Here is a 21,194-nt window from a genome sequence, read left to right as displayed (position 1 = left end):
GCAGCGTGGTCGTCTTGCCGCAGCCCGAAGGCCCCAGCAGCGCCGTGATTTCGCCCTCGGGGAAGGTCAGGTTCAGGTGCTTGACGGCGTAGACCTCGGCTCCCGTCTGCGGGTTGGTGTAGCGTTTTTCCAGGTTTTGTAACTCGATCATGGCCGGGCCTCTGGGGAGCGAAAGGTGAAGCGGTCAAACCGCCTGACTGCTGAGAAAAATCTGGGCGAATGGGTGTTCAGCATTCTTTGGTGTCGAGAATAGATTTCTGCGAGTCGGTGTTGGCCCTGCTCCGCTGCTTCATGCTGGAGACCGCCCGCCGTAGCGCTGCCCCAGCCACGTTTCCAGGCCGCGCAACAACGCGTCGAGCAGCACGGCCAGCAGCGCCGCCGGAATCGCCCCCAGCAGGATCAGGTCGGCGGCTCCGCTCTGCATCCCGCTGAAGATGAAGTAGCCCAGCCCGCCCGCTCCGATCAGTTGGGCGACGCTGGCGACCCCCACCAGCACGACGGCGGCCTGCCGCACGCCGCTCAGCCACACCGGGAGGGCCAGCGGCAACTGCACCCGCCAGAACCGCTGGGCGCCCGTCATCCCCATGCCCCGCGCCGCGTCCAGCACGCCCGCCTGGACGCCGCGCAGCGCCACCACGCCGTTTCGCAGGATGGGGAGCAGCGCGTAGAGGGTCATGGCCGTCAGCGCCGGAGCCGTGCCGATGCCGCTGATGCCCAGGCTCCGCAGCACGGGAAAGGCAGTAGACAGAGCCGCCAGCGGCGCAATCAGCAGGCCCAGCAGCGCCAGACTGGGGACGGTCTGCACCGCTCCAGCGAGACCCAGCACCGCGCCCGCCACCCGTTCGCGCCGCGCCGCCCAGACCGCCAGCGGCGCACCGAGCAGCAGCGCCAGCCCCAGGCTGCTCAGCACCAGCCGCAGGTGTTGCGCCACTTCCTGCCCGAAGCGTTCCTGCTGGGCCAGATACTCGCGCACCACCGACCACCCCGCCAGGTGTCCGCCCAGCACCATCGCCACTACCAGCGGCACCCACAGCCAGCGCAAAAAACGCTGTGCGCCGCCCAGCCGCTCCCCGACCAGTCCGGCCCCGTAGGTCGCTATGCCCGCGCCCAGCAGCCACAGCCACGCGCCACTACTGGCACTCGCCCGTGCCGCCTCGCCCTGCCCGGCGAGTGCCGCCCCGGTGCGGCTGCCCAGCCACCAGATGCCCAGCGCCAGCGCCGCATTCGCCAGCAACGTCAGGGCGCGAGGAAAAAAGCGGGCACAGGCCACCAGCCCCAGCGCCACCGCGCAGGCCAGAGCGGTTTCGGCAGGGGGCAAACCCTGGTAGCTACCCAGCGCCAGACGGTTGGGCCGCAGCAGCACCCAGGGCAGGAAAGCCCCCGCCAACAGTGGCAGCGCCGCCAGCCAGAAGACCGTCTGAAGGTCAGTGGGCAGGCGAGCGGGTGAGGGGGAAACGGGCGCACTCAAAGAACAAACCTCCGGGCAAAAAAGGACAGGGCAGGGGGCCGAAACCCCCCAACCCTCAGCGCAGCGAACCCTTCACCCTTTACTTGATCAGGCCCTTGCTCTTCAGATATGTCCGGGCGACTTCGGCGGGCGTCTTGCCTTCCAGCGCCACCTGACCGTTGAGCTTCTGCATGGTCTTGGCGTCCAGCGTGCCGAAGACCTTTTGCAGCAGCGGCGCGATTTGTGGGTTGGCCTTCAGCGTGGCGGTGCGGATGATGGGGGCGGGCTGGTACACGGCCTGGGCGCCCTTGGGGTCGGACAGCGCCACCAGATTCAGCGCGGCGAGGGTGGCGTCGGTGCCGTAGGCCATCGCCGCGTTCACGCCGTTCGTGCCCTGGGCGGCAGCCTGCTGGGTCTGGGTGGGGGTCGCGCCCGCCAGCACGAGTTTCTGGGCGCTGCTCAGCTTGAAACCGTAGGCGGCCTCGAACACGGGCATGGTGTCGGGGCGGTTGAAGAACTCCGGGCTGCCCGCGATTTTGAACTTGCCCCCCGACTTGAGGTAACGGGCGAGGTCAGCCACGCTGCTGAGCTTCTGGCTCTGGGCCAGGGTCTGCGGCACGGCGATGACCCAGGTGTTGTTGATGTTGGCCGGGCGCAGCCAGGTGATGCCGTTTTTGGCGTCCAGCGTGCGGGCCAGGTTGTAGATCGTCGCTGGGCTGCCCGCCTGCTTGGCCCCGATTTTGGCGGCGGGGAACAGATAGACGGCGTTTCCGGTGTACTCGGGATACAGGTCGATTTCGCCCGCCAGAATCGCCTTGCGGTTGACGCCCGTATCGCCCAGCGAGGTCTTGTCGGTCACGCTCAGGCCCGCGTTTTTGAGGGTCAGCACCAGCATTTGTCCCAGAATCTGGGCTTCGGGGTCGAGTTTGCTGCCCACCACGATGGGCTTGGCAGTGGCCGAGCCGAGCAGGGCGGCGGCAGTCAGGGTCAGGATGAGTCGCATGGGTTCCTCCGGGAAAGGGAAAAAAGGGTGAGAACGGCTCCGAGCGGAAAACGGCCCCCATGTTGCCAGAGACGAAGGGGCGCTGCGTTAGCGAAAGTCAGTCATTCGCGGCCAAATCCTTCACGCAAGCGCTGCATTGCGTCCGGAACTACATTTCTGCGCCTGTGCAACCGTTCGCCGCTTTGCTCACCCTGAGGCACACTACGCCGAACTGACAGAAAGATGGAACACTTTACGTTTTGCAAGTCCTGTGTCAAATTACTGAGACCAACAACTCATTTTGCTTTCAAGGAGAACACATGAAATTGCAACGCTCTTTGTCCCTGACCTTACTCTCTGGTGCGCTACTGCTGGCGTCGTGCAATCAGAACACCGCTGTCACCGAGCCTGAACCCGTTGGCGTGGTCGTCAAGCCCGTGACCGGTACCGGAGACGCCACCCTGTCGGCAGACGTGGTGCGCTCCAACCGTGGTGTCGCTGTCGAGGGCAGCAAGGTGTACCTGTACAAGACTGGCGACCGCAGCGTCGCGCTGGGCGAAGCCATGACCAACGCGCAGGGCTACGTCGAATTTGCCAAGATTCCAGCGGGCCGCTACGACCTGGTCTTTATGAAGAGCAAGGCCGCCGGGTCGGAGTTCAACGGAGCCGTCGCCAAGTCGGGCATGAACACCCGCCTCAAGGTCGCGCAGTTCGCCTCGGCGGACCCCAACGCCACGGCAGACGTGCCCCAGCTCAAGCTCCAGACCCCCACGGGTTACGACGACAAGGGTGAAGCGACGGGCTGGAAAGACCTGACGGCGGGCGTTGCTTTCAACAACACCGTGGACGTGCGGGCCTACACCGTGAAGAACAGCAGCGAGCCACGCATCATGCGCTTTTTCCTGTTCTCGCTCGTCACCATCGACAAGGACGGCACCTGGGCCGACGTGCGCCCGGCGGCGGGCCTGTACGAGCAAGACCCCGGCTATATCCTGCCCGGCGTAGACCCCAGCGGCAAAGGCCAGGGCCAGGACAGCGGACTGGTCAGCCTCGACCCCACCGGCCTCAAGGGTGACGTGTACCTGCAAGTCGTCGGCCTGGACTTCAACTACAACCGCGTGGCCTACCTCGTGCCGCTGACCATCAACCGCACGGCGGCGGCGAAGGAAGTGGTCGCCCCGACCAACGTGCGGGCCGTGTCCTACACCCTCAGCACCCGTATCGACTACCTGTACGGCACCCAGAACCCTGGCGTGGACGCGCCGACCTCCGGCACCAACCTGTGGGTCACGACCTCTTGGGACACCCCGGTGGATGTCAGCGGCGTCACGGGCTTCCGCGTGCTGCGCTCGACCCAGGCGACCGGCCCCTACAGCCAGGTGGCCTTCGCGGGCGCGGCCCAGTGCCCCAAACCCGCCGACGCCAAAGCCACCGTGCGCCGCTGCACCGTGAGCGACAACACCGCCTCGCTGGTGACTGGGCAGGACTACTTCTATAAGGTGGTCGCCGTCGGCAGCAACGAGGCCGCCAGTGACGCCGCGCCCACGTACACCCTGCCACTGTTCCAGCCCAAGCTGCTCAGCCCCGGCAAGGACGTTCACGACGTGGAGCTGACGCCCAACTACACCATCAAGGCGAACCTGTTCGGCACGGGCGCGACGGGTGCCGTGTTGAACGTGCGCGTGGCCGACTTCGTGACCGGGGAAAGCTACGGTTACGTGGCCCGCCGCCTGACCCTGCGCAAGGGCTTCGACGCGGCAGGCAAGGAAGAAGTTCAGATTCTGAGCAACCTGCTCAAGACCGACAACTACTACGTCTTCCGCGACTCCTGGGCCACCGACAACGACCCCAAGACCAACAACAGCACCGTGAAGTACGACGCGGCCAGCGACGTGCTGACCATCCCGCATCAGTACGAGGCCGATTTGTTGGAGACCGCCAAAGTGCCGCTCCAGACCAACCGCCGCTACAGCTGGTACATCAACGAGGGCTACGCCTATCGCCTCGCCGACCCCAGCAAGCCTGCTTCGGCGACCAACTACGTGGCGGCCTACTCGGTCTACAGCGACCCCTCGGACACCGTGCGCTTCGTGCCCGGCGGCGTCAAGCAGGGTGGGGCCGAAGTCAACGACTTCACCACCCGTCCCTGAGCCGACGCGCTTCCGTTTTCCCCTTGTCCCCTCCCAGGAGAATGACCGATGAAAAAGATTTCCCTAGCCGCTCTTACCCTGACCACCCTGCTGGCGGCCTGTGGTGGGCAGCCCGGCACCATGCCCCAAGTCAGCACTGCGCCCCAGGCCAGTACCGCGCCTGCCCTCTCCCAGTCCCCCCTCAGCATTGACCCGGCCCAGATCGTGACCACCAAGGCGGGCGAAACGTATGTCCGCAACCAACTGGTCGTGAACCTGCGCGGCCGCAGCGCCGAAGCCCTCGCCGCCGACCTGGGCGGGCAGGTGCTCGACCGCATCCCCGAACTGGACGTGGCCCTGATCGGCCTGCCTGCGGGCAAGGACGCCCGCAGCGAAGGCGTGCGCCTGATGCGTGAAGGCCAGGTGCGCTACGCCGCCGCGCAACTGGTGCAGCGCCGCGAGGCTCCCGTCAAGACGGGTCAACTGGGCGAGCAGGCTGTCAAGCAGGTCTTTGACCAGTTGCCCCAGTACGCACTGGACGCCAACCACATGAACGCCCAGCCCGCCTGGGACGCCGGATACACCGGCAAGGGCGTCAAGGTCGCCGTGATTGACGACCCCGCCGACGTTTCGCACCCCGACCTGCGCCCCAACTGGGCGGGCAAGGCCTTCGACCCCGCCACCAACACCACCTACACCAAGGTGCAGGACTGGATCGACTGGCTCGACCGTATCGACGGCAAGCTCGACCAGAAGGTAAACGGGAGTATCGACCACGGCACGGCGGTGGCGTCCACCATTTCCTCGGCCAAGGACGGCAAGGGCATCGTGGGCGTGGCGCCCGACTCCAAGTTCCTCCCCGCCGCTATTTTCCAGCCCGGCTTCGTGGGGGACTACCTGGTGGCCCGCTCGGTCATCTGGTCGGTCAACCAGGGCGCGCAGGTGCTCAACAACTCCTGGGGCGGTCTGGGCTACTCGCCGCTGATCAAGCAGGCGATGGACTACGCCCTGGAGCGCAATGTCACGGTGGTCGTCTCGGCGGGCAACAGCTACCGCGAGGAGTGGCGCAACCCCGCGCAGCTCCCCGGCGTCATCGCGTCGGCAGCGCTCGACATCAACAACGAAAAATCCGGTTTCTCGACCTACGGACGCCACATCAGCGTGGCCGCCCCCGGCGTGGACGTGCTGCTCGCCTCGCCCCTGTTCATCAACGAGGACGGCACCCGCAAGAGCGGCTACACCGCCGATGGTGGCAGCGGCTACCAACTCATCAGCGGCACGTCGTTCTCCGGCCCCTATACCGCCGGAACTGCGGCCCTCATTCTGGGTGCCAAGCCCGACCTCGACCCCTATCAAGTGCGCCGCCTGATGGAAGAAACCGCCGATGCCAGCGTGGGCAGCAACGCGGCGGGCTTCGACCGTGAAACGGGCCACGGCCTGATTCGCCTCGACAAACTCGCGGCTCGCCTCAAGGCCGGGAACATGCCCGAGAAGGGCGGCGCAGCCCGCGTGAAGGTCGAAATTCAGACGCCCGGCGGCTATGTCCCCGGCATTCTTGCCGACGCGGTACTCGAAGGCGACGGGGCCGACGGCGCGGTGTACGGCGTGCAGACCGATGCCGACGGGTACGCCAACTTCGTGTCCATCGCGCCCGGCACCTACACCCTGCGCGTGGCGACCCCCGACCTCACCCTGACAGGCGGCAACCCCAACGAGCGCGACTCCTACGTCGGCAAAATCACCGTCACTTCGGGCAGTGTGCTGAGCACCGTCGTCCCGCTGCGCGTCGTGCTGACCAAGGGAGCCGTCAACCTCAACCCGGTCGACCCCTACGAGCCGAACGACAAGATGGAGCAGGCCGCGCCCATCAAGTACGGCGACAGGACCAACGTGGCCTACATCTTCGGCAAGCCCCGCGACCTCGACTTCTTCTCCTTCATGGGCAAGGCGGGCGACAAGATTCAGGCCGACGTGCACGCCCGCGCCACCATCGGCGGGTCGCTCGATTCGTTCCTGGTGCTGCGCGACTCGGCAGGCAAGAAGCTGGCCTTCAACGACGACGCCAACGCCCAGGATTCTTCCCTCACCCACACGCTGCCCGCCGACGGCACCTACTACCTGGAAGTGTCGAGCTGCACCATCCTGTGCGCTTCGGACGGTGACGACCCAGCCAAGGGCCAGGACGACGACAGCCCCTTCAACAAGTACGTTCTGGAACTTCAGCAACTCAAATAAGGCTTCAACGCAACGAAAAAGCCTCTGCCCCGGTTCGTCATGGGGCAGAGGCTTTTTCGCGTTTCGGTTATTTCTTCCCGACCAGATAGACCGTGTTCAGCGGCTCGCTGCTGAAGGGACTCAGCACCCAGCCTTTCACGTAGCTGCGGGCGGCAGCGACCGACTGGCTATGCACCAGCGGCAGACGGTAGCCCGCCGCGTAGGTGATTTCCTGAATGCGGGCGTAGGCGTCGGCGCGGGCCTGACGGGTCAGTCCGGCGCGGGCCTTTTGCAGCAGGGCGTCGAGTTCGGCGGGCGCGTCCCAGCCGATGTCGTTGGTCGAGGTGGGGTTGTACAGCGCCCCGTAGAAGTAGTCGGGGTCGCCGTAATCGCCGATCAGCCCAATCTGGAACAGGCTCATGCGGCCTGCGAACAGGTTCTCGAGGTACTTGGCCCAATCTGCGGTTTGCAGGTTGACGCGGATACCCACGGCGGCGAGGTCCGCCGCCATCGCCTCGGCGGTCGCTTTGGGCTGCGGGAAGTAACTGCGGGTAATCGGCATGTACCAGAAGTCGATGGCAAAGCCGTTGGGGTAACCGGCCTCGGCCAGCAGTTTTTTGGCGGTGGCGGGGTCGTACTTGTAGTCGGCGGGCACCCTGGGGCTGTTGGCCCAGGCCAGCGCGGGCGGCAGAATGCTGGTGTCGGTGCGGCCCAGTCCATACCAGAAGTTGTCCACGATGGCCTTGCGGTTGACCGCCATGCCGATGGCCTGACGCACCTTGGGGTTTTTCAGGTACTCGTTGCGATTGTTCATCCCGATATAGCCGAGGTTGAAGCTGGGCCGCTTGTACAGCACCAGATTCTTGTCGGCCTGAATGGTCTTCATATCGTCGGGTTGCAGGTCGCTGGCGATGTCCACCGTTCCGGCCCGCAGTTCGTTGAGGCGCTGGTTGGGGTCCTTGATGGCCCGAATGATAAGGGTGTCCACTTTGGGCTTGCTGCCCCAGTAGGACTTGTTGGCGCTCAGCGTCACGCGCTCACCGCTGCGCCAGCTCTGGAAGACGAAGGGGCCAGTGCCAACCGCCGTGCCCTGCGGCGTGCCGTATCTGGCTCCCTGCGCCTTGACCGCCGTGGGGCTGGCGATGCCCCAGTAGGACGCGCTCATCTGCACCGGAAACACCGTGTTGGGGCGTGTCAGGTCCACCCGCAGCGCGTAGTCGTTCAGTTTGACGATGTCCTTGATGATGGCGTTCTTGTCTCCCTTGTACCCGCCGAGCAGGTCAGCCACGATGGTGAAGGTGCGGCCCTGGTCGCGCAGGCCGTTGGGGTCGCTCCTGTCCCACCAGCGGCGCAGGTTGAAGATGGCGGCGTCGGCGTTGAAGGGCGCGCCGTCGTGGAATTTGACGCCCCGGCGCAGGGTGAACTTCCAACTGGTCGCGTCCTTGTTGGGCGTCCAGCTCGTCGCCAGACCGGGGGCGAGGTCGGTGCTGCCGGGCTTGACGTTAATGAGGCGGTCGTAGATCTGGCGCTGCACCAGCATGGTCACCGAGTCGTGGGCGTTGGCCGATTCCAGGGTCGCGGGTTCACCGCTGCCCGCCACCACCAGGGTGCTGCTCTGGGCGGCGGCGGTGCCGCACAGGAGCGCGGCGGCAAGAAGATGACGTCTCATAGGCCCAGAGCCTAGACCACCGCGCGCCCGTGAGCAGCAGGGGAAAGGTCAAGTTGATTGGATAGGCTGGACACCCCTGACTGCCCACCACAGCCGCGTGACCTGCGCGGCCTGAAGGCTCAGCAGTTCGGCGGTTCGCGCCCGGCTCTCGTTCAGGTCGAGTGGTCCCGGCGCGATGGCGAAGGCAGCGGTCAGGCCCGGCACGCTTTCTGTGGCCCCCGGTTCGACGGCGCCCGCCAGCGCCACGACCGCAATACCGTGCTGCCGGGCCAGTGCCGACACCGCCGACACCACCTTGCCGTGCCGACTCTGGTGGTCGAGCCGCCCCTCGCCCGTCCAGATCAGGTGCCAGTGCTCCTCGGCGACCCGGCGATTCAGACCGCTCGCCTCGGCGACCAGCGCCGCGCCGGGTTCGAGCCGGGCACCCAGCACCGCCAGTACGCCCGCCGCCGTGCCGCCCGCCGCGCCCGCACCGGGAATCTCACGCACGTCCTGGCCCAGTTGGGCGGAGACGACCCCGGCAAAGCGCTCCAGCGCCGCGTCGAGCTGCCCCACGTCCTCTGCCGACGCGCCCTTTTGCGGCCCGAACACGGCGGAAGCGCCCTCCGGCCCGGTCAGCGGGTGGGTCACGTCGCAGGCCACCCGGAAGCGGGTCTGCCGCGCCTGGGGCAGCAGGCCGGACAGGTCGAGCTGGTGAAGGCGACCCAGCGCGAGGCCACCCGGCGGAAGGGGCTGCCCGGCTTCGTCCACAAAGCGCACGCCCAGGGCGCTGAGCAGCCCCGCACCCGCGTCGTTGGTGGCACTGCCACCCAGGCACAGCAGCACCTCGCCACTGGGCCGCAGGTCGGTCAGTGCCTGCCGAATCACCTCACCCGTGCCCCCCGTCGAGGCCCGCAGGGGGTCACGCTCCGCCTCGGTCAGCCGGGTGAGGCCCGAGGCGTCGGCCAGTTCGACCACCGCCCGGTTCTGAGCACGCGAAACAGCGTAACGGGCGGTGACAGGGCGGCCCAGCGGGTCGTGGGCGGGGCAACGCCGCTGCTCGAAGTCGCCCGCTGCCGTGAGGGTGTCCAGCGTCCCTTCGCCCCCGTCCGCCATCGGCACCTGCGCGATGTAGGCTCCGTCGGGAAGTGCCTGCCGGATACCCTGGGCGATAGCAGCACACACGTCGGGGGCATCCAGGCTGCCCTTAAACGAGTCGGGGGCGACCAGCATCCGGGGCAGTTGGGGCGGCATAGGCGCATGCTAGCGGGGAGGAAGAGCAGCGGTGGGGCAGGCGTCCCCGCGCCGCTGTCCTAGAGTGAAGATGTGCTGAAGACCCTGCCGTCCCTGCTGCGCCCCTTGCTGGCGCTGCTGACGGTGCTGGCGTCCTTCATGTTTCAGACGCGGGTGGGCGCGCTTGGTGACCTGACCCCGCGCACGGTCAGCGCGGCCCAGTTGCAGGCGCTGCGGCTGGAGGGCGTTCACTGCGGCGAGAAGGCGCAGACTGCGGTGCCCGACCCTCATGCCCAGCACTCGCACACGTCTCATTCTTCACAGCCCACCGACGAGCATTCGGCCCACGGCGCCCACTGCCCGTTTTGCCTGACCAACGCTTTTGCGCTGGAAGCGGGCATCGTCGGTCTTCCGCAGGGGCCGCCCGCTGCGCTGCCGCAACCGGTCAGGAGTGCGGAATTGTGCGTGCTGGCGGCGGTCAGCTACGCGGATGCCCGCGCTCCGCCTTTTTGGATGCTCTGAGCCACGCGCTATGGGCCATGAGGTCGAGCCGCGCTCCCTCTCTGCCCGCCGCTTCTCGCATCCACAAAAGGAAACCACCATGCAAAAACTGTTTGCCCTGCTGTCTGCTGCCCTCATCGGCAGTGCCTGCGCCGCGCCGCTGACCATTACCCTCTCGCTGACCGACGGGGATAAGCCGTTCTTCTACCACAACCCCCTCAGCGTCGGCGGGCAGGAACTGAACGTGCAGGAAGTCAAATTCTATGTGTCCGAAGTCGCGCTGGTGCGGGCCGACGGGCGGGAAGTGCCTGTCCCTGGCCTCAACCTCGCCAGCCTGAAGAAAGGCACGCCGCCCCAGAACATCGAAATTTTCAAGGGCAACGCGCCCGTGGGCGAGTACCGTGGCCTGCGCTTCAACGTGGGCGTGCCGCGCTCCCTCAACCACGCCGACGCCACCACCGCCAAAGCCCCGCTGAGCGTAGAGCAGGGCATGTACTGGGCCTGGAACAGCGGCTACATCTTCTTCTCGCTGCTGGGCGAAACGGGCGGGCAAAAAGTCGCCAACCACGTCGGCGGCGACTCGCACCGCGTCACCGTCAATCTGGCTGACCTGCAAAAACCGGGCACGGCGCTCCAAGTCACCGCGCAGGGCGCCACCGTCGCCGCCGCCCTCGACCTGCAAAAGCTCTACGCGGCGGGCGTGGCGGGGCAGCCCTGGGACTTTGCCAAGGCGCAGTATCAGCAGGTTCACATGGGGCCAGCCGCCGACCAGCTTTTCATGAACCTGTCGGGGGCTTTCAGCCGCGCCCAGGCTGCCAATACGGGTTCGCACCACTGATTCCACCCCTTTGCAGCCATGAAGAAATTTCTTCTGATAGGGGCGCTCTCTCTCCTCTCTGCCCTCTGCCTCGTGCCCGTCTCGGCCCAGGTCGCGGACGCGGGTGAGGCGAAACGGGCCGCGCTGGGCCGCGAACTGTTCTATTCGCCGCTGCTGAGCAGTGACGGCAAGGTGGCCTGCGCAAGTTGTCACCAGCAGGACAAAGCCTTTACCGACGGGCGGGCGCTGAGCCTCGGCGCGGGCGGGCGCGTGGGCAAGCGCAGTGCGCCCAGCTTGGTCAACGTGGCGGCGCGTTCGCGGCTGTTCTGGCACGGCGGCAGCCCCAGTCTGGAATTACAGGCGCTGGGGCCGCTCTCCGACCACAACGAACACGACCTGAGGCCCGAAGAAACGGTGGCAAAGCTGGCGGCTGACCCGTACTTTTCCCGCCGTTTTGCCGAAGTTTACGGCGCAGCGCCCAGTTTGACGGGCCTCACACGGGCCATCGCCGCGTTCGAGCGCACGCTGACCAGTTACCACTCGCCTTTTGACCGCTATTCGGCAGGCGACGAAGCGGCACTGACGGCAGCCCAGGTGCGCGGCATGGATTTGTTTTACGACAAGGCCGAATGTTTTCACTGTCACGCGGGCCGAAATTTCAGCGACAACCTGCCGCACAACAACGGCTCGGTGCTGTTCAACGAAGACATCGGGCTGGCCCAACTGACCGAGCAGGACGAGGACGTGGGCAAATTCATCACGCCGACGCTGCGAAATGTCGCCCTGACTGCGCCCTACATGCATGCGGGCCAGATGCAGACCCTGCGCGAAGTCGTGGAGCACTACAACGCGGGCGGGCAACCCAACCCCAACACCGACCCGCTGGTGCGCCCGCTGGGACTGACCGACGCCGAAGTGAATGACCTGCTCGCCTTCCTGGAATCGCTGACCGACCCGACAGTGGCGACCAATCCCGACTTTGGGCCGCCTCCCAAAAGGCATTAGAAGACCCCTCACCCCTGCCTTTGGCAGGCCCTCTCCCCAGGAGAGAGGGTCAGGATGCCTCCTCATCTGAAAAGAGGACTTTTCCACCCTCTACCAAGGGGAGAGGGCCTCGCGCAGCGAGGGGTGAGGGGTCTTTAAACCCGCCGCCCTCCAATCATCCAAAACACGGAGAACCCATGAAAACCACTCTTTTACCCCTTCTCCTCCTGGCCTCCTGCGCTCAGGCCCACTCCACCATTGACGCGGGGAATGTCACGCTGGAGTGGCACACCGACACCAACGAACGGCTCCAGGTAGATGGCGACACCACGCTGACCGTGACCCTCAAAGTGGCGGGCAAACCCCTAAATGCCGCCCAGTGCCGCTGCACGCTGCTGCTGTACCAGGGCGCGGTCAGCCCCCGCGTGCGCCCCACCGTCCTCAAGACGCAGATTGACGAAGGCGGCAACTTGAATACCGTCATCACCGTCAGCAAGGCAGGAGCTTACGCGCTGGTGGTGGACGGCAAGCCACTGAAACCCAACGACTTCGCCCCCTTCCGAACGGTAATCAGCCTGATCGCGCTGGACGACGTGTACAACGGGGCCAAGCCATGAAGCGCCTGCTGAGTGTGCTGCTACTCGCCCTCGGCCCTTCGGCGCTGGCGCATACGGCGGTGACGGGGATTCGGCCTGCGGCCCACGCCATCGTCAGCCAGCCGAAAGCCGTGCAACTTGAGTTCAGCGAGGCCATTCCGCTGCGGTTCGCTACTTTCAAGGTCTATCCGCTGCCCGCAGGCGACAAGCTCAGCCTCAACCGCGCCGCCAAAGCCTTGCTGAACACCGCCCTGAACGCCAAGAACGACGCCTCAGCGCGGGCCGATGCCTGGGCAGGGGGCAAGGAGACGGCAATGTCCCTGAGCCTGCCCCTCAAGCCCAACCTGAAAGCGGGAGCCTACGCCGTGCTGTGGCGCTTCGTGTCCGATGACGGGCATGTGGTGACGGGCCAGAGCGTTTTTCACGTTCGATGAGTCGTCTGCTGCTGTTTGCGGGGCTGGCGCTGCTGCTGGGCGGCGGGGCGGCGCGGCGGCTCCTGGCGGCGGGTGAGATCAATCCCGTGCGGTTGCGCTGGCTGCTGCTCGGCTGGGCGCTGCTTTTTCTGGGCGCGGGCCTGAGCGTCTATCAGCCGCTGCGTGAACTGGGTCTGCTCGCCCCTGCCGACGTGTTGGACTACCTGACCGGAGTGGGTTCGGGGCGGGCGGCGCTGCTCTTGCTGCTGTGTGCCACGCTTTTTCTGCTGGTAGAGGTGTGGCGCTGGCCTGCGCTGGTGCTGGTGGGCCTGGGCAGTTGGGCGCTGTGGGGCATGGCGGGCATCGGTCACGGCGGCATTCACGGCGGCACGGTGCGCGGCCTCCACGCCCTGCACGCGGGAGCCATGAGCGTCTGGGTCGGCGGGCTGGCGGCGCTGTTGCGGTGGCCTGCGCCGAGCAGAAGGGTGGCGGCCCAGCGGTTCTCGCCCGTTGCGGCGGGGTGCGTGGCCCTGCTGACCCTCACGGGGCTGGGGATGGGCCTGAACCACGTTCCCACGCTGGACGCCCTGCGCCAGTCGGAATACGGGCAAACGCTTCTGCTCAAGCTGCTCGCCTTCGCGGGGGTGCTGGCGGCGGCGGGATGGGTGCGGCGCTCTCTGGCTCAGGGAAAACTGGCGGCGCTGTGGCCCGAACTGCTGCTGCTGGCGCTGGTGCTGCTGCTCACGGCGCGGCTGGGCGGGCTGCCGCTGGTGCATGGCGTGTGAGTCCTTTCTCCGATTTCAGTCTGCGTCCAGCAAGCGGCGTGTCCAGTCCAGGTCAGCCTGAGTGAGCGCCTGAATCCGCTCCATCGCCAGTCGAACGCCCTGGGTGAGCGGCACCCGGCCCATCAGTTCGGCGTAGCTGTCCAGTCGCCGCGCCAGTTTGTCCTCACGCTGCCGCAGGGCCGCCACCCTTTCTGCTTCCGGTAGGTGCTCGCAGAACATCATGGGCACGCTGCCGGACACCACCAGAATTTCCTCGTCGGCCAGTTGCCTTTGCAGGAGTTCCATGAAATGCGCCTGTCCGCTCTCGGTCAGGGCATAGACCTTGCGCGTGGGCCGCGCTCCGTGCTGCTCGGTGTGACTCTTGATCAAGCCGTGCTGCTCCAGTCGTTCCAGCAGTTGGTAGGCGGTGGCCTTTTTGAGGTGAATCACGCAGCCCAGTTGCCGCTCAATAAACTCGTTGATTTCGTAGCCGTGCCGCTCCTGCGAGGTCAGCAGGCCCAGCAGCAGCAGCACCCGCTCGTCGTCGGGCAAGGCGGGGAGGGGGAGAGAGGGGTTATCCATAGTTCCTTCATTCTAGATTAGTCAAAATTGACTATTCAAGGTTGACCCTTTAGGCTGAGAGGCATGAAGAAGCGCCACCTCCTGACCTCTGTCGTCCTCATCGCTGCTGGAGCCGTGCTGCTGAGCAGTTGCGCCCCCGCCCAGACCGCTGCTGTAGGGACTGACGGCTACGCCCTGCCCCCCGCGCTGAGCGGTGAGCGCCGCGCCCTGGTGCTGCCTGGATTCGGCAAAGTGGCCTACTACGCCGACTCGCGGGGCACGGGCCGCCCGCTGGTGCTGGTTCACGCCATCAACGCGGCGGGCAGCGCCTACGAGGTCAAGCCGCTGTGGGACGCCTACGTGGGCAAACGCCCCGTCTACGCGCTGGAATTTCCGGGCTTCGGCAGCAGTGACCGTCTCGACGTGACCTACACCCCCCAGCTGATGACGCAGGCGCTGCAAGCCCTGGTCGCCGAACTGAACACCGAGGTGGACGTGGTGGCCCTCAGCCTGGGCAGCGAATTTGCCGCCCGCGCCGCCCTGAGCGAGCCGCGCATCAAGTCGCTGGCCCTCGTGTCACCCAGCGGGTTCGGTCAGCCCAGGGGCGGCACCCAGCAGGCGACCGACGACGACGGCGGGCAAAAACTCTACAACCGCCTCAACGCCATCGGAGACCCGCTGTACGCCACCTTGCGTACCCGTCCCAGCATTCATTACTTCCTGAGCCGGAGCTTCCGTGGCCCCGTTCCCACTGACCTGGTGGACTACGCCGTCGTCACCACCCGCCAGCCCGGAGCCAAGTACGCGCCGCTGTATTTCGTGAGTGGGCGGCTGTTCACGCCCGACGCTTACGGCGAGCTGTACAGCAAACTGAATACGCCCACGCTGGTGCTCTACGACCAGGACGGCTTCGTTTCGTTCGACCGTTTGCCCCTGTTCGCGCAGAAAACCAATGCGAGCGTCGTCCGCATTCCAGAAACCGACGGCCTGCCGCACTGGGAAAAGCCCAAGGAAACGCAGGCCGCGCTGGAAACCTTCTGGAGCGCCCAGCCCTGAGATTGAGACAGGCCCGTGACCCGCTTTCCGCGTTGGAAGGCGGGTCTTTATGACTACCTCTTCTCAGCCCGGTTCGCCAGCCCCCGCAGCAGCAGCAGCACGCCGAAAGCCAGCAACACCATCAAGGCACTCAGCACCAGCGCGGGGCCGAGGTCGCTTTCCAGCGCGGCGTAGATGGCGAGCGGCACGGTCTGCGTCTGCCCGGCGAGACTGCCCGCGAAGAGCAGGGTGGCCCCGAACTCGCCCAGCGAACGTGCCCAGGCCAGCACCGCGCCTTCCAGTAAAAAAGGCCAGGCCAGCGGCAAGGTGATGTGCCGCAGAACCTCGCCCGCCCCGGCTCCGTCCACCCGCGCCGCCGCCTCTATGTCGGGGTCGAAGTGGGCGAACCCCGCCCGCGCCGTGCGGACATAAAAGGGGGCCGACGTGAACAGTTGCGCCAGCACCACTGCTGCCGGGGTAAAGGCGAGGCTGACCCCGGCTATCTCCAGCGGACGCCCCAACCAGCCCAGCCGCCCGAAGGTGAGCAGCAGCGCCACGCCCGCCACCACCGGGGGAAGCACCAGTGGCAGGTCGAGCAGGCTTTCTATCCACGCCTTGCCCCGAAACTGCCGCCGTGCCAGCACGTAGGCGAGGGGCGTGCCCAGCAGCAGCGTCAGGGCCAAACTGCTCAGCGTCGTCACCGCACTTACGCGCAGGGCGTCCAGCACGGCGGGACTGTGCAGGGCAGGCCAAGTGTCGGGAGTCAGGCCGCGCAGCAGCAGCGTCAGCACCGGGAGGGCCAGCAGCAGCGCCAGCGGCAGGCTCAGCAGAAAGGGGACAGCTTCCCGCCTCTCAGGGCGCACCCAGCAGCCCCCATTTTTTCAGGATGCCCTGCCCCTGGGCCGAGCGCACGAAGGTGATGAAGGCGTGGGCCGCTTCGCGGTTGCCGCCCCTGACCGCGCCGATGGGGTAGGCGACGGGCGGATTGAAACGGGCCGGCAGTTCTATGACGCGCACGGCGGCCTTGAGTCGCGGCGTCACGTCGCTGCGGTACACGAAGGCGGCGTCGGCCTGCCCCAGCCCCACCTTGAGCGCCACCTGCCGCACGTTGGGTTCCTCGCTGACCACGCCCGCCAGTACCCGGCGCGAGAAGTCACCGCCATAGGTTCCGGCGCGGTCGAGGCTGGAAAGGGCAGCGCGAGTCGCGTCTCCGGCAGGCACGCCTTGGGCCGCCAGCACCAGCTTGAGGCCAGGCCGGGTCAGGTCGGAGAGCTTTTGCACGGCGCGGTTGTTCGCGGGCGCGATGACCACCAGTCGGTTCCGCGCAAAGGTCTGGCCCGGCTCGACCCGTCCTGCCGCCACCAGGGGAGCGTACTGCGCGGCGTTGGCGCTGGCGAACACGTCGGCGCGTGCGCCCTGTTCCAGTTGCGTGCGCAGCACCTGCGACCCGGCGAAGTTGAAGCGGGTGCGGTGCCCCGTCCGGGCATCAAACACCCGCCCCAGTTCGGTGAAGGCGTCGGTCAGGCTGCTGGCGGCAAAGACAGTCAACTGCGCGGCCTGGGCCGAACCGAGCAGAAACAGAAACGGAAGCAGGCGGCGCATGGCGGTTCAGCCTAAAGCATTTGACGAAAGGGCAGACCACATTTTTACCGAGCGGCGCGAGTACGAACGGAAGAGCAGGACTCCGAATGGCGCACCCTGGCTCTGAGCTATTGGCCATGAGCCATGAAAAGGCTGTTCAGAGCTTATGGCCCATAGCTCATGGCCAGGAGCAACAGCCTCTCGGCGGGTGGCATACCACGTTACTGGTAAAGGTGGCGGGGCAGCGCTACTCCTGCTCCGGCTTGGTGGTCGGGAAACGCTTGGTCAGCCAGCGGTCGAAGCGGGCCAGTCCTTCCTTTTGCCGCTCGTGGGCACGGTTGAGCACATGCAGCCGGGTCTGAAGGCGCTGCAACTGTTCGTCGTCCAGGGGAATGTCCGCCCGTACCCAGTCGCGGCGGTACGTGCCGTCGGGGGTGTGGGTGGCGCGGCGCAGGATGACCATGTCGCGGGCTTCTTCCAGGGTCATGCCCAGGGTACGCAGGTCGATCAGGTCACGCAGCAACCGCAGCGAGTACGGCGCGTACAGCACCCGCCCAGAAGCCGTCACCTCATCGGGTGGCAGCAGCCCCAGCTCGGCATAGTGCATCACGGTGCGGCGCGTGACTCCGGCGGCGCGGGCCAGTTCTGCCGTGGTGTAGTAGGCCGTCTGGCTGTCGGCTTCGGACGCCAGCGGAAGGGTCTCGGGAGTGCTCAAGGAACGATGACCACCTTGCCGGTGACTTCCCGGTTCAGCAAAGCGCGCATCGCTTCTGCGCCGCGTTCGAGCGGGTAGCGGGCGCTGACCAGAGGTTTGACCTGACCTTCGGCTATCCAGCCCAGCAGCCGCGCCATGTTGGCGGCGTTGGCCCTGGGGTCGCGCTTGGCGAACTCGCCCCAGAACACGCCCACCAGCGAAGCGCCCTTGAGGAGTGGCAGGTTCAGGGCAAGCTGCGGAATCTCGCCCCCCGCGAACCCGATGACGAGGTAGCGTCCGCCCCAGCCCAGCGAGCGGAAGGCGGGTTCGGCGTAGCGGTCGCCCACCGGGTCGAACACCACGTCCACGCCTGCCTTGCCCGTGATGGCCTTGAGGCGTTCGCGTAGGTCTTCGTGGTCGTAGCGAATCACCTCGTCGGCTCCGTGCTGGCGCACCGTTTCGGCCTTTTCCTCGGTGGACACGGCGGCGATGACCTTGGCCCCCAGCGCCTTGCCGATCATGACCGCGCCCAGACCCACGCCGCCTGCCGCGCCCAGCACCAGCAGCGTTTCGCCGGGCTGGACGTTGCCGCGCTGAATCAGGGCGTGCAGCACGGTGCCGTAGGCCAGCGGCAGACCAGCGGCGACTTCGAGCGGAAAGCCGGGGGGCAGCGGGATGGCCTGGGCAGCGGAGGCGACGAGGTGGGTCGAGAAGGCCCCAGTGCCCGTGAAAGCGACCACTGCCTGCCCCGGCTTGAGGTGCGTGACACCCTCACCGACGGCGCTGACGGTGCCTGCGGCCTCTGCACCGGGCACGAAGGGGAGCGGCGGGCGCACCTGGTACTGGCCCATCACCATCAGGGCGTCGGGGTAGTTGACTCCGGCGGCAGCGACCTCGATCACCACTTCGCCGGGGCCGGGCACCGGGTCGGGCTTCTGCTGCACGGTGAGGGTTTCGGGCTGGTCGAACTCCTGGCAGGTAAGGGCACGCATAGTTGGATTATAGTAACGCCAACGTGCAAAGTGAACGTCCACGGACATTTTCATGTTCGTCCCTTTTCGCCCTGTCTTTCCCTGGAGGTGTACTATGACCCCTTTTCTCAGTCGCCGTGACCTGCAATTCCAGCTGTTCGAGGTGCTGGACACCGCTCGCCTGCCGGAGCGTCCCCGCTTCGCCGAGCACTCCCGCGAGGTGTATGACGACGTGCTGAACCTCGCCTACAACGTGGCCGAGAAGTACTTCGCCAACCACGCCCGCGAAGCCGACCTGAACGAGCCGCATGTGGAAGGCGGCAAAGTCAAGCTGGTGCCCGCCGTGAAAGAAGCGATGGAAGCCACCCGCGATGCCGGGTTTTTCAGCGCCCACCACGACGAGGAATGGGGCGGCCTGCAACTGCCCTGGGTGGTGACGCAGGCGGTGCAGGCCAATTTCAAGGCGGCCAACATCGCTTCGAGCGGCTACCTGCTGCTTACCCTCGGCAACGCCAACCTGCAACGGGTGTTCGCCTCGCCCGAGCAGAAGGAAAAGTACATGCGCCCGATGCTGGAGGGGCGCTGGTTCGGCACGATGGCCCTGTCCGAGCCGCACGCCGGGTCAGGCTTGGCCGACATCACCACCACTGCGACCCTGCGCGAGGACGGCACCTACTCCATTCGCGGCACCAAGATGTGGATTTCGGGCGGCGAACACGAACTCGGTGAGAACATCGTTCATCTGGTGCTCGCCCGAATCGCGGGCGCTCCGGCGGGGGTCAAGGGCATCAGCCTGTTTCTGGTGCCGCGCTACCGTATCAACGAAGACGGCAGTGTGGGCGAGAGCAACAACGTCGTGCTGGCGGGCCTCAACCACAAGATGGGCTACCGGGGCACCACCAACACGCTGCTCAACTTCGGTGAGGGCGGCGAGACCATCGGCGAAATCGTGGGCGAGCCGGGGCGCGGCCTCGCGCAGATGTTCCACATGATGAACGACGCCCGCATCGGCGTGGGCATCGGCGCGGTCATGCTGGGCTACGCCGGGTACATGGCAAGTCTGGACTACGCCCGCGAGCGGCATCAGGGCAGGTTGCCGAGCAGCAAAGACCCGCACAGCCCGCCCGTCGCCATCATCGAGCACGCCGACGTGAAACGGATGCTGCTGCGGCAGAAGTGCTATGTGGAAGGCGGCCTCGCGCTGGGGCTGTACGCGGCCTCACTGGTGGACGACCTGAACACCGGCCCCGAAGCGGAACGCGAAGACGTACACCTGTTGCTCGACCTGCTGACGCCTATCGTCAAATCCTGGCCCAGCAAGTACAGCCAGGAAGCCCTCAGTGACGCGATTCAGGTGATGGGCGGGGCCGGATACACCCGCGACACCCCGGTGGAGATGTACTACCGCGACAACCGCCTCAACCCCATTCACGAGGGCACCGAGGGCATTCAGGGCAACGACCTGCTGGGCCGCAAGCTGACCCAAGCGAACGGACGCGGCCTGGAACTGCTGCTGGCCCGGATGCAGGCCGACCTGAAGGCCGCCGAGGAGCACGCCGAACTGAATGACCTGCGTGTCGCCCTGGGAACGGCACTGGAACAGGCGACCACCGCCCTGCAAAATCTGCTGGGCCGCGCCGCCGAACTGGGGCCTGACCGTCTGTTGGCGAACTCGACCACCGCGCTCGACCTGCTGGGCCACCCCGTCGTGGGCTGGATGTGGCTGCGTCAGGCCCAAGCCGCGGCCCGCGCCCTGCCCGGCAGCCGGGGGGACGACGCCGACTTCTACCGGGGCAAGGTACACGCCGCCCGGTTCTTCGCCCACTACGAACTGCCCAAGGTGCGCGTCTGGGCCGATCTGCTGGCAAGCGCCGACACGACCACGCTGGAAATGCAGCCGGAGTGGTTCTGATAAGGCTTTGAAAAATCACTATGGATAGCGTGCAAAGTCAGTATCAAGCCTCCTGTGCCGACTGGCTCTGAGCCATGGGCCAGGAGCAACAGCCTCTCGGCGGGTGATACGGACATACCACGTTATCGATAAGAGACTGTCCGGAAAGGTTCTGGAATGGCAGATTTCCAAATATTCTACACTTGTCAAGTGGCACGTGTACCCACTTATCCCTCTGATATGACTGACGAAGAGTGGGCCATTTTGGAACCGCTCATCCCTGCCCCTCAGTCTGGTGGCCGACCAGCAAAATATGCCCGTCGTGACATCCTCGACGCCATCTTCTATGTCAAGCGCGGCGGCACGTCCTGGCGAATGTTGCCAGCCGACTTCCCCTACTGGAAGACGGTCTACGACTACTTTTCACAGTGGAGAGATGATGGAACCTACGAGCGCATCAACGATGCGCTCCGCTCTCAAGTTCGGCAACTGGCTGGTCGCAATGCACTCCCCAGTGCAGGCAGTATCGATTCCCGGAGCGTCAAAACCTCCCAAAAAGGGGGCCCAGAGGATACGACGGGGGCAAAAAGGTTAACGGGCGAGAACATCACATCCTGACAGACACTCTGGGACTCCTCCTCAAGGTCAAAGTGCTTCCGGCCAACGTGACAGATCGTAATGGCGGCGAAATGCTGTTGAAAGAGTATCGGGAGGCACAACCCAAGTTGCAGCT

The 21,194-nt window shown here is 66.1% G+C and carries 21 protein-coding genes and 1 pseudogene; 12 read left to right on the top strand and 10 right to left on the bottom strand.

Translation table 11 applies throughout. The annotated features are described in order from the left end of the window. The 3 genes from Q4C89_RS07975 to Q4C89_RS07965 all read right to left on the bottom strand — a co-directional run. A partial coding sequence (locus Q4C89_RS07975; RefSeq protein ID WP_303102079.1) for an ATP-binding cassette domain-containing protein occupies positions 1-151 on the bottom strand: 151 nt, incomplete at its 3' end. Between the two features lie 138 nt (positions 152-289). Next, positions 290-1,468, bottom strand: a complete 1,179-nt coding sequence (locus tag Q4C89_RS07970; RefSeq protein WP_303102075.1) for an ABC transporter permease — start codon at positions 1,466-1,468, stop codon at positions 290-292. 79 nt (positions 1,469-1,547) lie between these two features. Further along, positions 1,548-2,450 carry an ABC transporter substrate-binding protein gene (locus Q4C89_RS07965; protein WP_303102074.1) on the bottom strand — a complete coding sequence of 301 codons (903 nt, stop codon included), beginning with the start codon at positions 2,448-2,450 and terminating at the stop codon, positions 1,548-1,550. Positions 2,451-2,749: 299 nt separating this feature from the next. Between Q4C89_RS07965 and Q4C89_RS07960 the strand changes: the two genes are divergently transcribed. Further along, positions 2,750-4,579 (top strand): hypothetical protein, encoded by a 1,830-nt coding sequence (locus Q4C89_RS07960; RefSeq protein ID WP_303102073.1) that lies wholly within the window; start codon positions 2,750-2,752, stop codon positions 4,577-4,579. A gap of 48 nt (positions 4,580-4,627) precedes the next feature. After that, positions 4,628-6,793: a S8 family serine peptidase gene (locus tag Q4C89_RS07955; RefSeq protein ID WP_303102072.1), complete on the top strand. Its 2,166-nt coding sequence runs from the start codon at positions 4,628-4,630 to the stop codon at positions 6,791-6,793. Between the two features lie 67 nt (positions 6,794-6,860). On the opposite strand, the gene Q4C89_RS07950 is transcribed toward Q4C89_RS07955, so the two are convergent. Both Q4C89_RS07950 and Q4C89_RS07945 read right to left on the bottom strand, forming a co-directional pair. After that, a complete protein-coding gene (locus Q4C89_RS07950; RefSeq protein WP_303102071.1) occupies positions 6,861-8,441 on the bottom strand; it encodes an ABC transporter substrate-binding protein in 1,581 nt (526 codons plus the stop codon). 48 nt (positions 8,442-8,489) lie between these two features. Continuing rightward, on the bottom strand, positions 8,490-9,674 hold the full coding sequence (locus Q4C89_RS07945; RefSeq protein ID WP_303102070.1) for a glycerate kinase: 1,185 nt from the start codon (positions 9,672-9,674) through the stop codon (positions 8,490-8,492). Between the two features lie 72 nt (positions 9,675-9,746). On the opposite strand from Q4C89_RS07945, the gene Q4C89_RS07940 reads away from it, so the two are divergent. From Q4C89_RS07940 to Q4C89_RS07915, 6 genes are all read left to right on the top strand, one after another. Continuing rightward, on the top strand, positions 9,747-10,175 hold the full coding sequence (locus Q4C89_RS07940; RefSeq protein ID WP_303102069.1) for a DUF2946 family protein: 429 nt from the start codon (positions 9,747-9,749) through the stop codon (positions 10,173-10,175). A gap of 79 nt (positions 10,176-10,254) precedes the next feature. Next, entirely contained in the window at positions 10,255-10,992 is a 738-nt protein-coding gene (locus tag Q4C89_RS07935) for an MbnP family protein (RefSeq protein ID WP_303102068.1), read from the top strand. 18 nt (positions 10,993-11,010) lie between these two features. After that, on the top strand, positions 11,011-11,976 hold the full coding sequence (locus Q4C89_RS07930; RefSeq protein ID WP_303102067.1) for a cytochrome-c peroxidase: 966 nt from the start codon (positions 11,011-11,013) through the stop codon (positions 11,974-11,976). Positions 11,977-12,152: 176 nt separating this feature from the next. After that, positions 12,153-12,572 (top strand): hypothetical protein, encoded by a 420-nt coding sequence (locus Q4C89_RS07925; RefSeq protein ID WP_303102066.1) that lies wholly within the window; start codon positions 12,153-12,155, stop codon positions 12,570-12,572. Beyond that, entirely contained in the window at positions 12,569-12,985 is a 417-nt protein-coding gene (locus tag Q4C89_RS07920; protein ID WP_303102065.1) for a copper resistance protein CopC, read from the top strand. The genes Q4C89_RS07925 and Q4C89_RS07920 overlap by 4 nt, the downstream gene beginning before the upstream one ends. Then, positions 12,982-13,749, top strand: a complete 768-nt coding sequence (locus tag Q4C89_RS07915) for a CopD family protein (protein WP_303102064.1) — start codon at positions 12,982-12,984, stop codon at positions 13,747-13,749. Before Q4C89_RS07920 ends, Q4C89_RS07915 begins: the two co-directional genes overlap by 4 nt. A gap of 15 nt (positions 13,750-13,764) precedes the next feature. Here Q4C89_RS07915 and Q4C89_RS07910 read toward each other — a convergent pair whose 3' ends face one another. Further along, complete coding sequence (locus Q4C89_RS07910; protein ID WP_303102063.1) at positions 13,765-14,310, bottom strand: helix-turn-helix transcriptional regulator; 546 nt, start codon at positions 14,308-14,310, stop codon at positions 13,765-13,767. 63 nt (positions 14,311-14,373) lie between these two features. Here Q4C89_RS07910 and Q4C89_RS07905 point away from each other — a divergent pair, with 63 nt between their 5' ends. After that, positions 14,374-15,345 (top strand): alpha/beta fold hydrolase, encoded by a 972-nt coding sequence (locus Q4C89_RS07905; RefSeq protein WP_303102062.1) that lies wholly within the window; start codon positions 14,374-14,376, stop codon positions 15,343-15,345. 53 nt (positions 15,346-15,398) lie between these two features. On the opposite strand, the gene Q4C89_RS07900 is transcribed toward Q4C89_RS07905, so the two are convergent. From Q4C89_RS07900 to Q4C89_RS07885, 4 genes are all read right to left on the bottom strand, one after another. Further along, a complete protein-coding gene (locus tag Q4C89_RS07900; protein WP_303102061.1) occupies positions 15,399-16,187 on the bottom strand; it encodes an ABC transporter permease in 789 nt (262 codons plus the stop codon). Then, positions 16,177-16,926: a molybdate ABC transporter substrate-binding protein gene (modA, locus tag Q4C89_RS07895; RefSeq protein ID WP_303102060.1), complete on the bottom strand. Its 750-nt coding sequence runs from the start codon at positions 16,924-16,926 to the stop codon at positions 16,177-16,179. The genes Q4C89_RS07900 and modA overlap by 11 nt, the downstream gene beginning before the upstream one ends. 226 nt (positions 16,927-17,152) lie before the next feature. After that, a complete protein-coding gene (locus tag Q4C89_RS07890; RefSeq protein WP_368493223.1) occupies positions 17,153-17,620 on the bottom strand; it encodes a MerR family transcriptional regulator in 468 nt (155 codons plus the stop codon). Beyond that, on the bottom strand, positions 17,617-18,591 hold the full coding sequence (locus Q4C89_RS07885; RefSeq protein ID WP_303102059.1) for an NADPH:quinone oxidoreductase family protein: 975 nt from the start codon (positions 18,589-18,591) through the stop codon (positions 17,617-17,619). Before Q4C89_RS07885 ends, Q4C89_RS07890 begins: the two co-directional genes overlap by 4 nt. 94 nt (positions 18,592-18,685) lie before the next feature. Here Q4C89_RS07885 and Q4C89_RS07880 point away from each other — a divergent pair, with 94 nt between their 5' ends. The 3 genes and pseudogenes from Q4C89_RS07880 to Q4C89_RS15135 form a co-directional block, all read left to right on the top strand. Then, positions 18,686-20,482, top strand: coding sequence for an acyl-CoA dehydrogenase (locus tag Q4C89_RS07880; protein WP_303102058.1), 1,797 nt, complete (start codon positions 18,686-18,688; stop codon positions 20,480-20,482). Between the two features lie 156 nt (positions 20,483-20,638). After that, positions 20,639-21,079, top strand: coding sequence for an IS5 family transposase (locus Q4C89_RS07875; RefSeq protein WP_368493222.1), 441 nt, complete (start codon positions 20,639-20,641; stop codon positions 21,077-21,079). Further along, positions 21,016-21,194, top strand: a pseudogene (locus Q4C89_RS15135) (transposase); the annotation flags it as partial. The gene Q4C89_RS07875 and the pseudogene Q4C89_RS15135, both read left to right, overlap by 64 nt.

Origin of the sequence: Deinococcus sp. (assembly GCF_030523985.1) — a bacterium.
Taxonomy (GTDB): Bacteria; Deinococcota; Deinococci; order Deinococcales; family Deinococcaceae; genus Deinococcus.
Note: the sequence above shows the minus strand (reverse complement) of the source record. Positions and strands in the feature narration are given on the sequence as shown.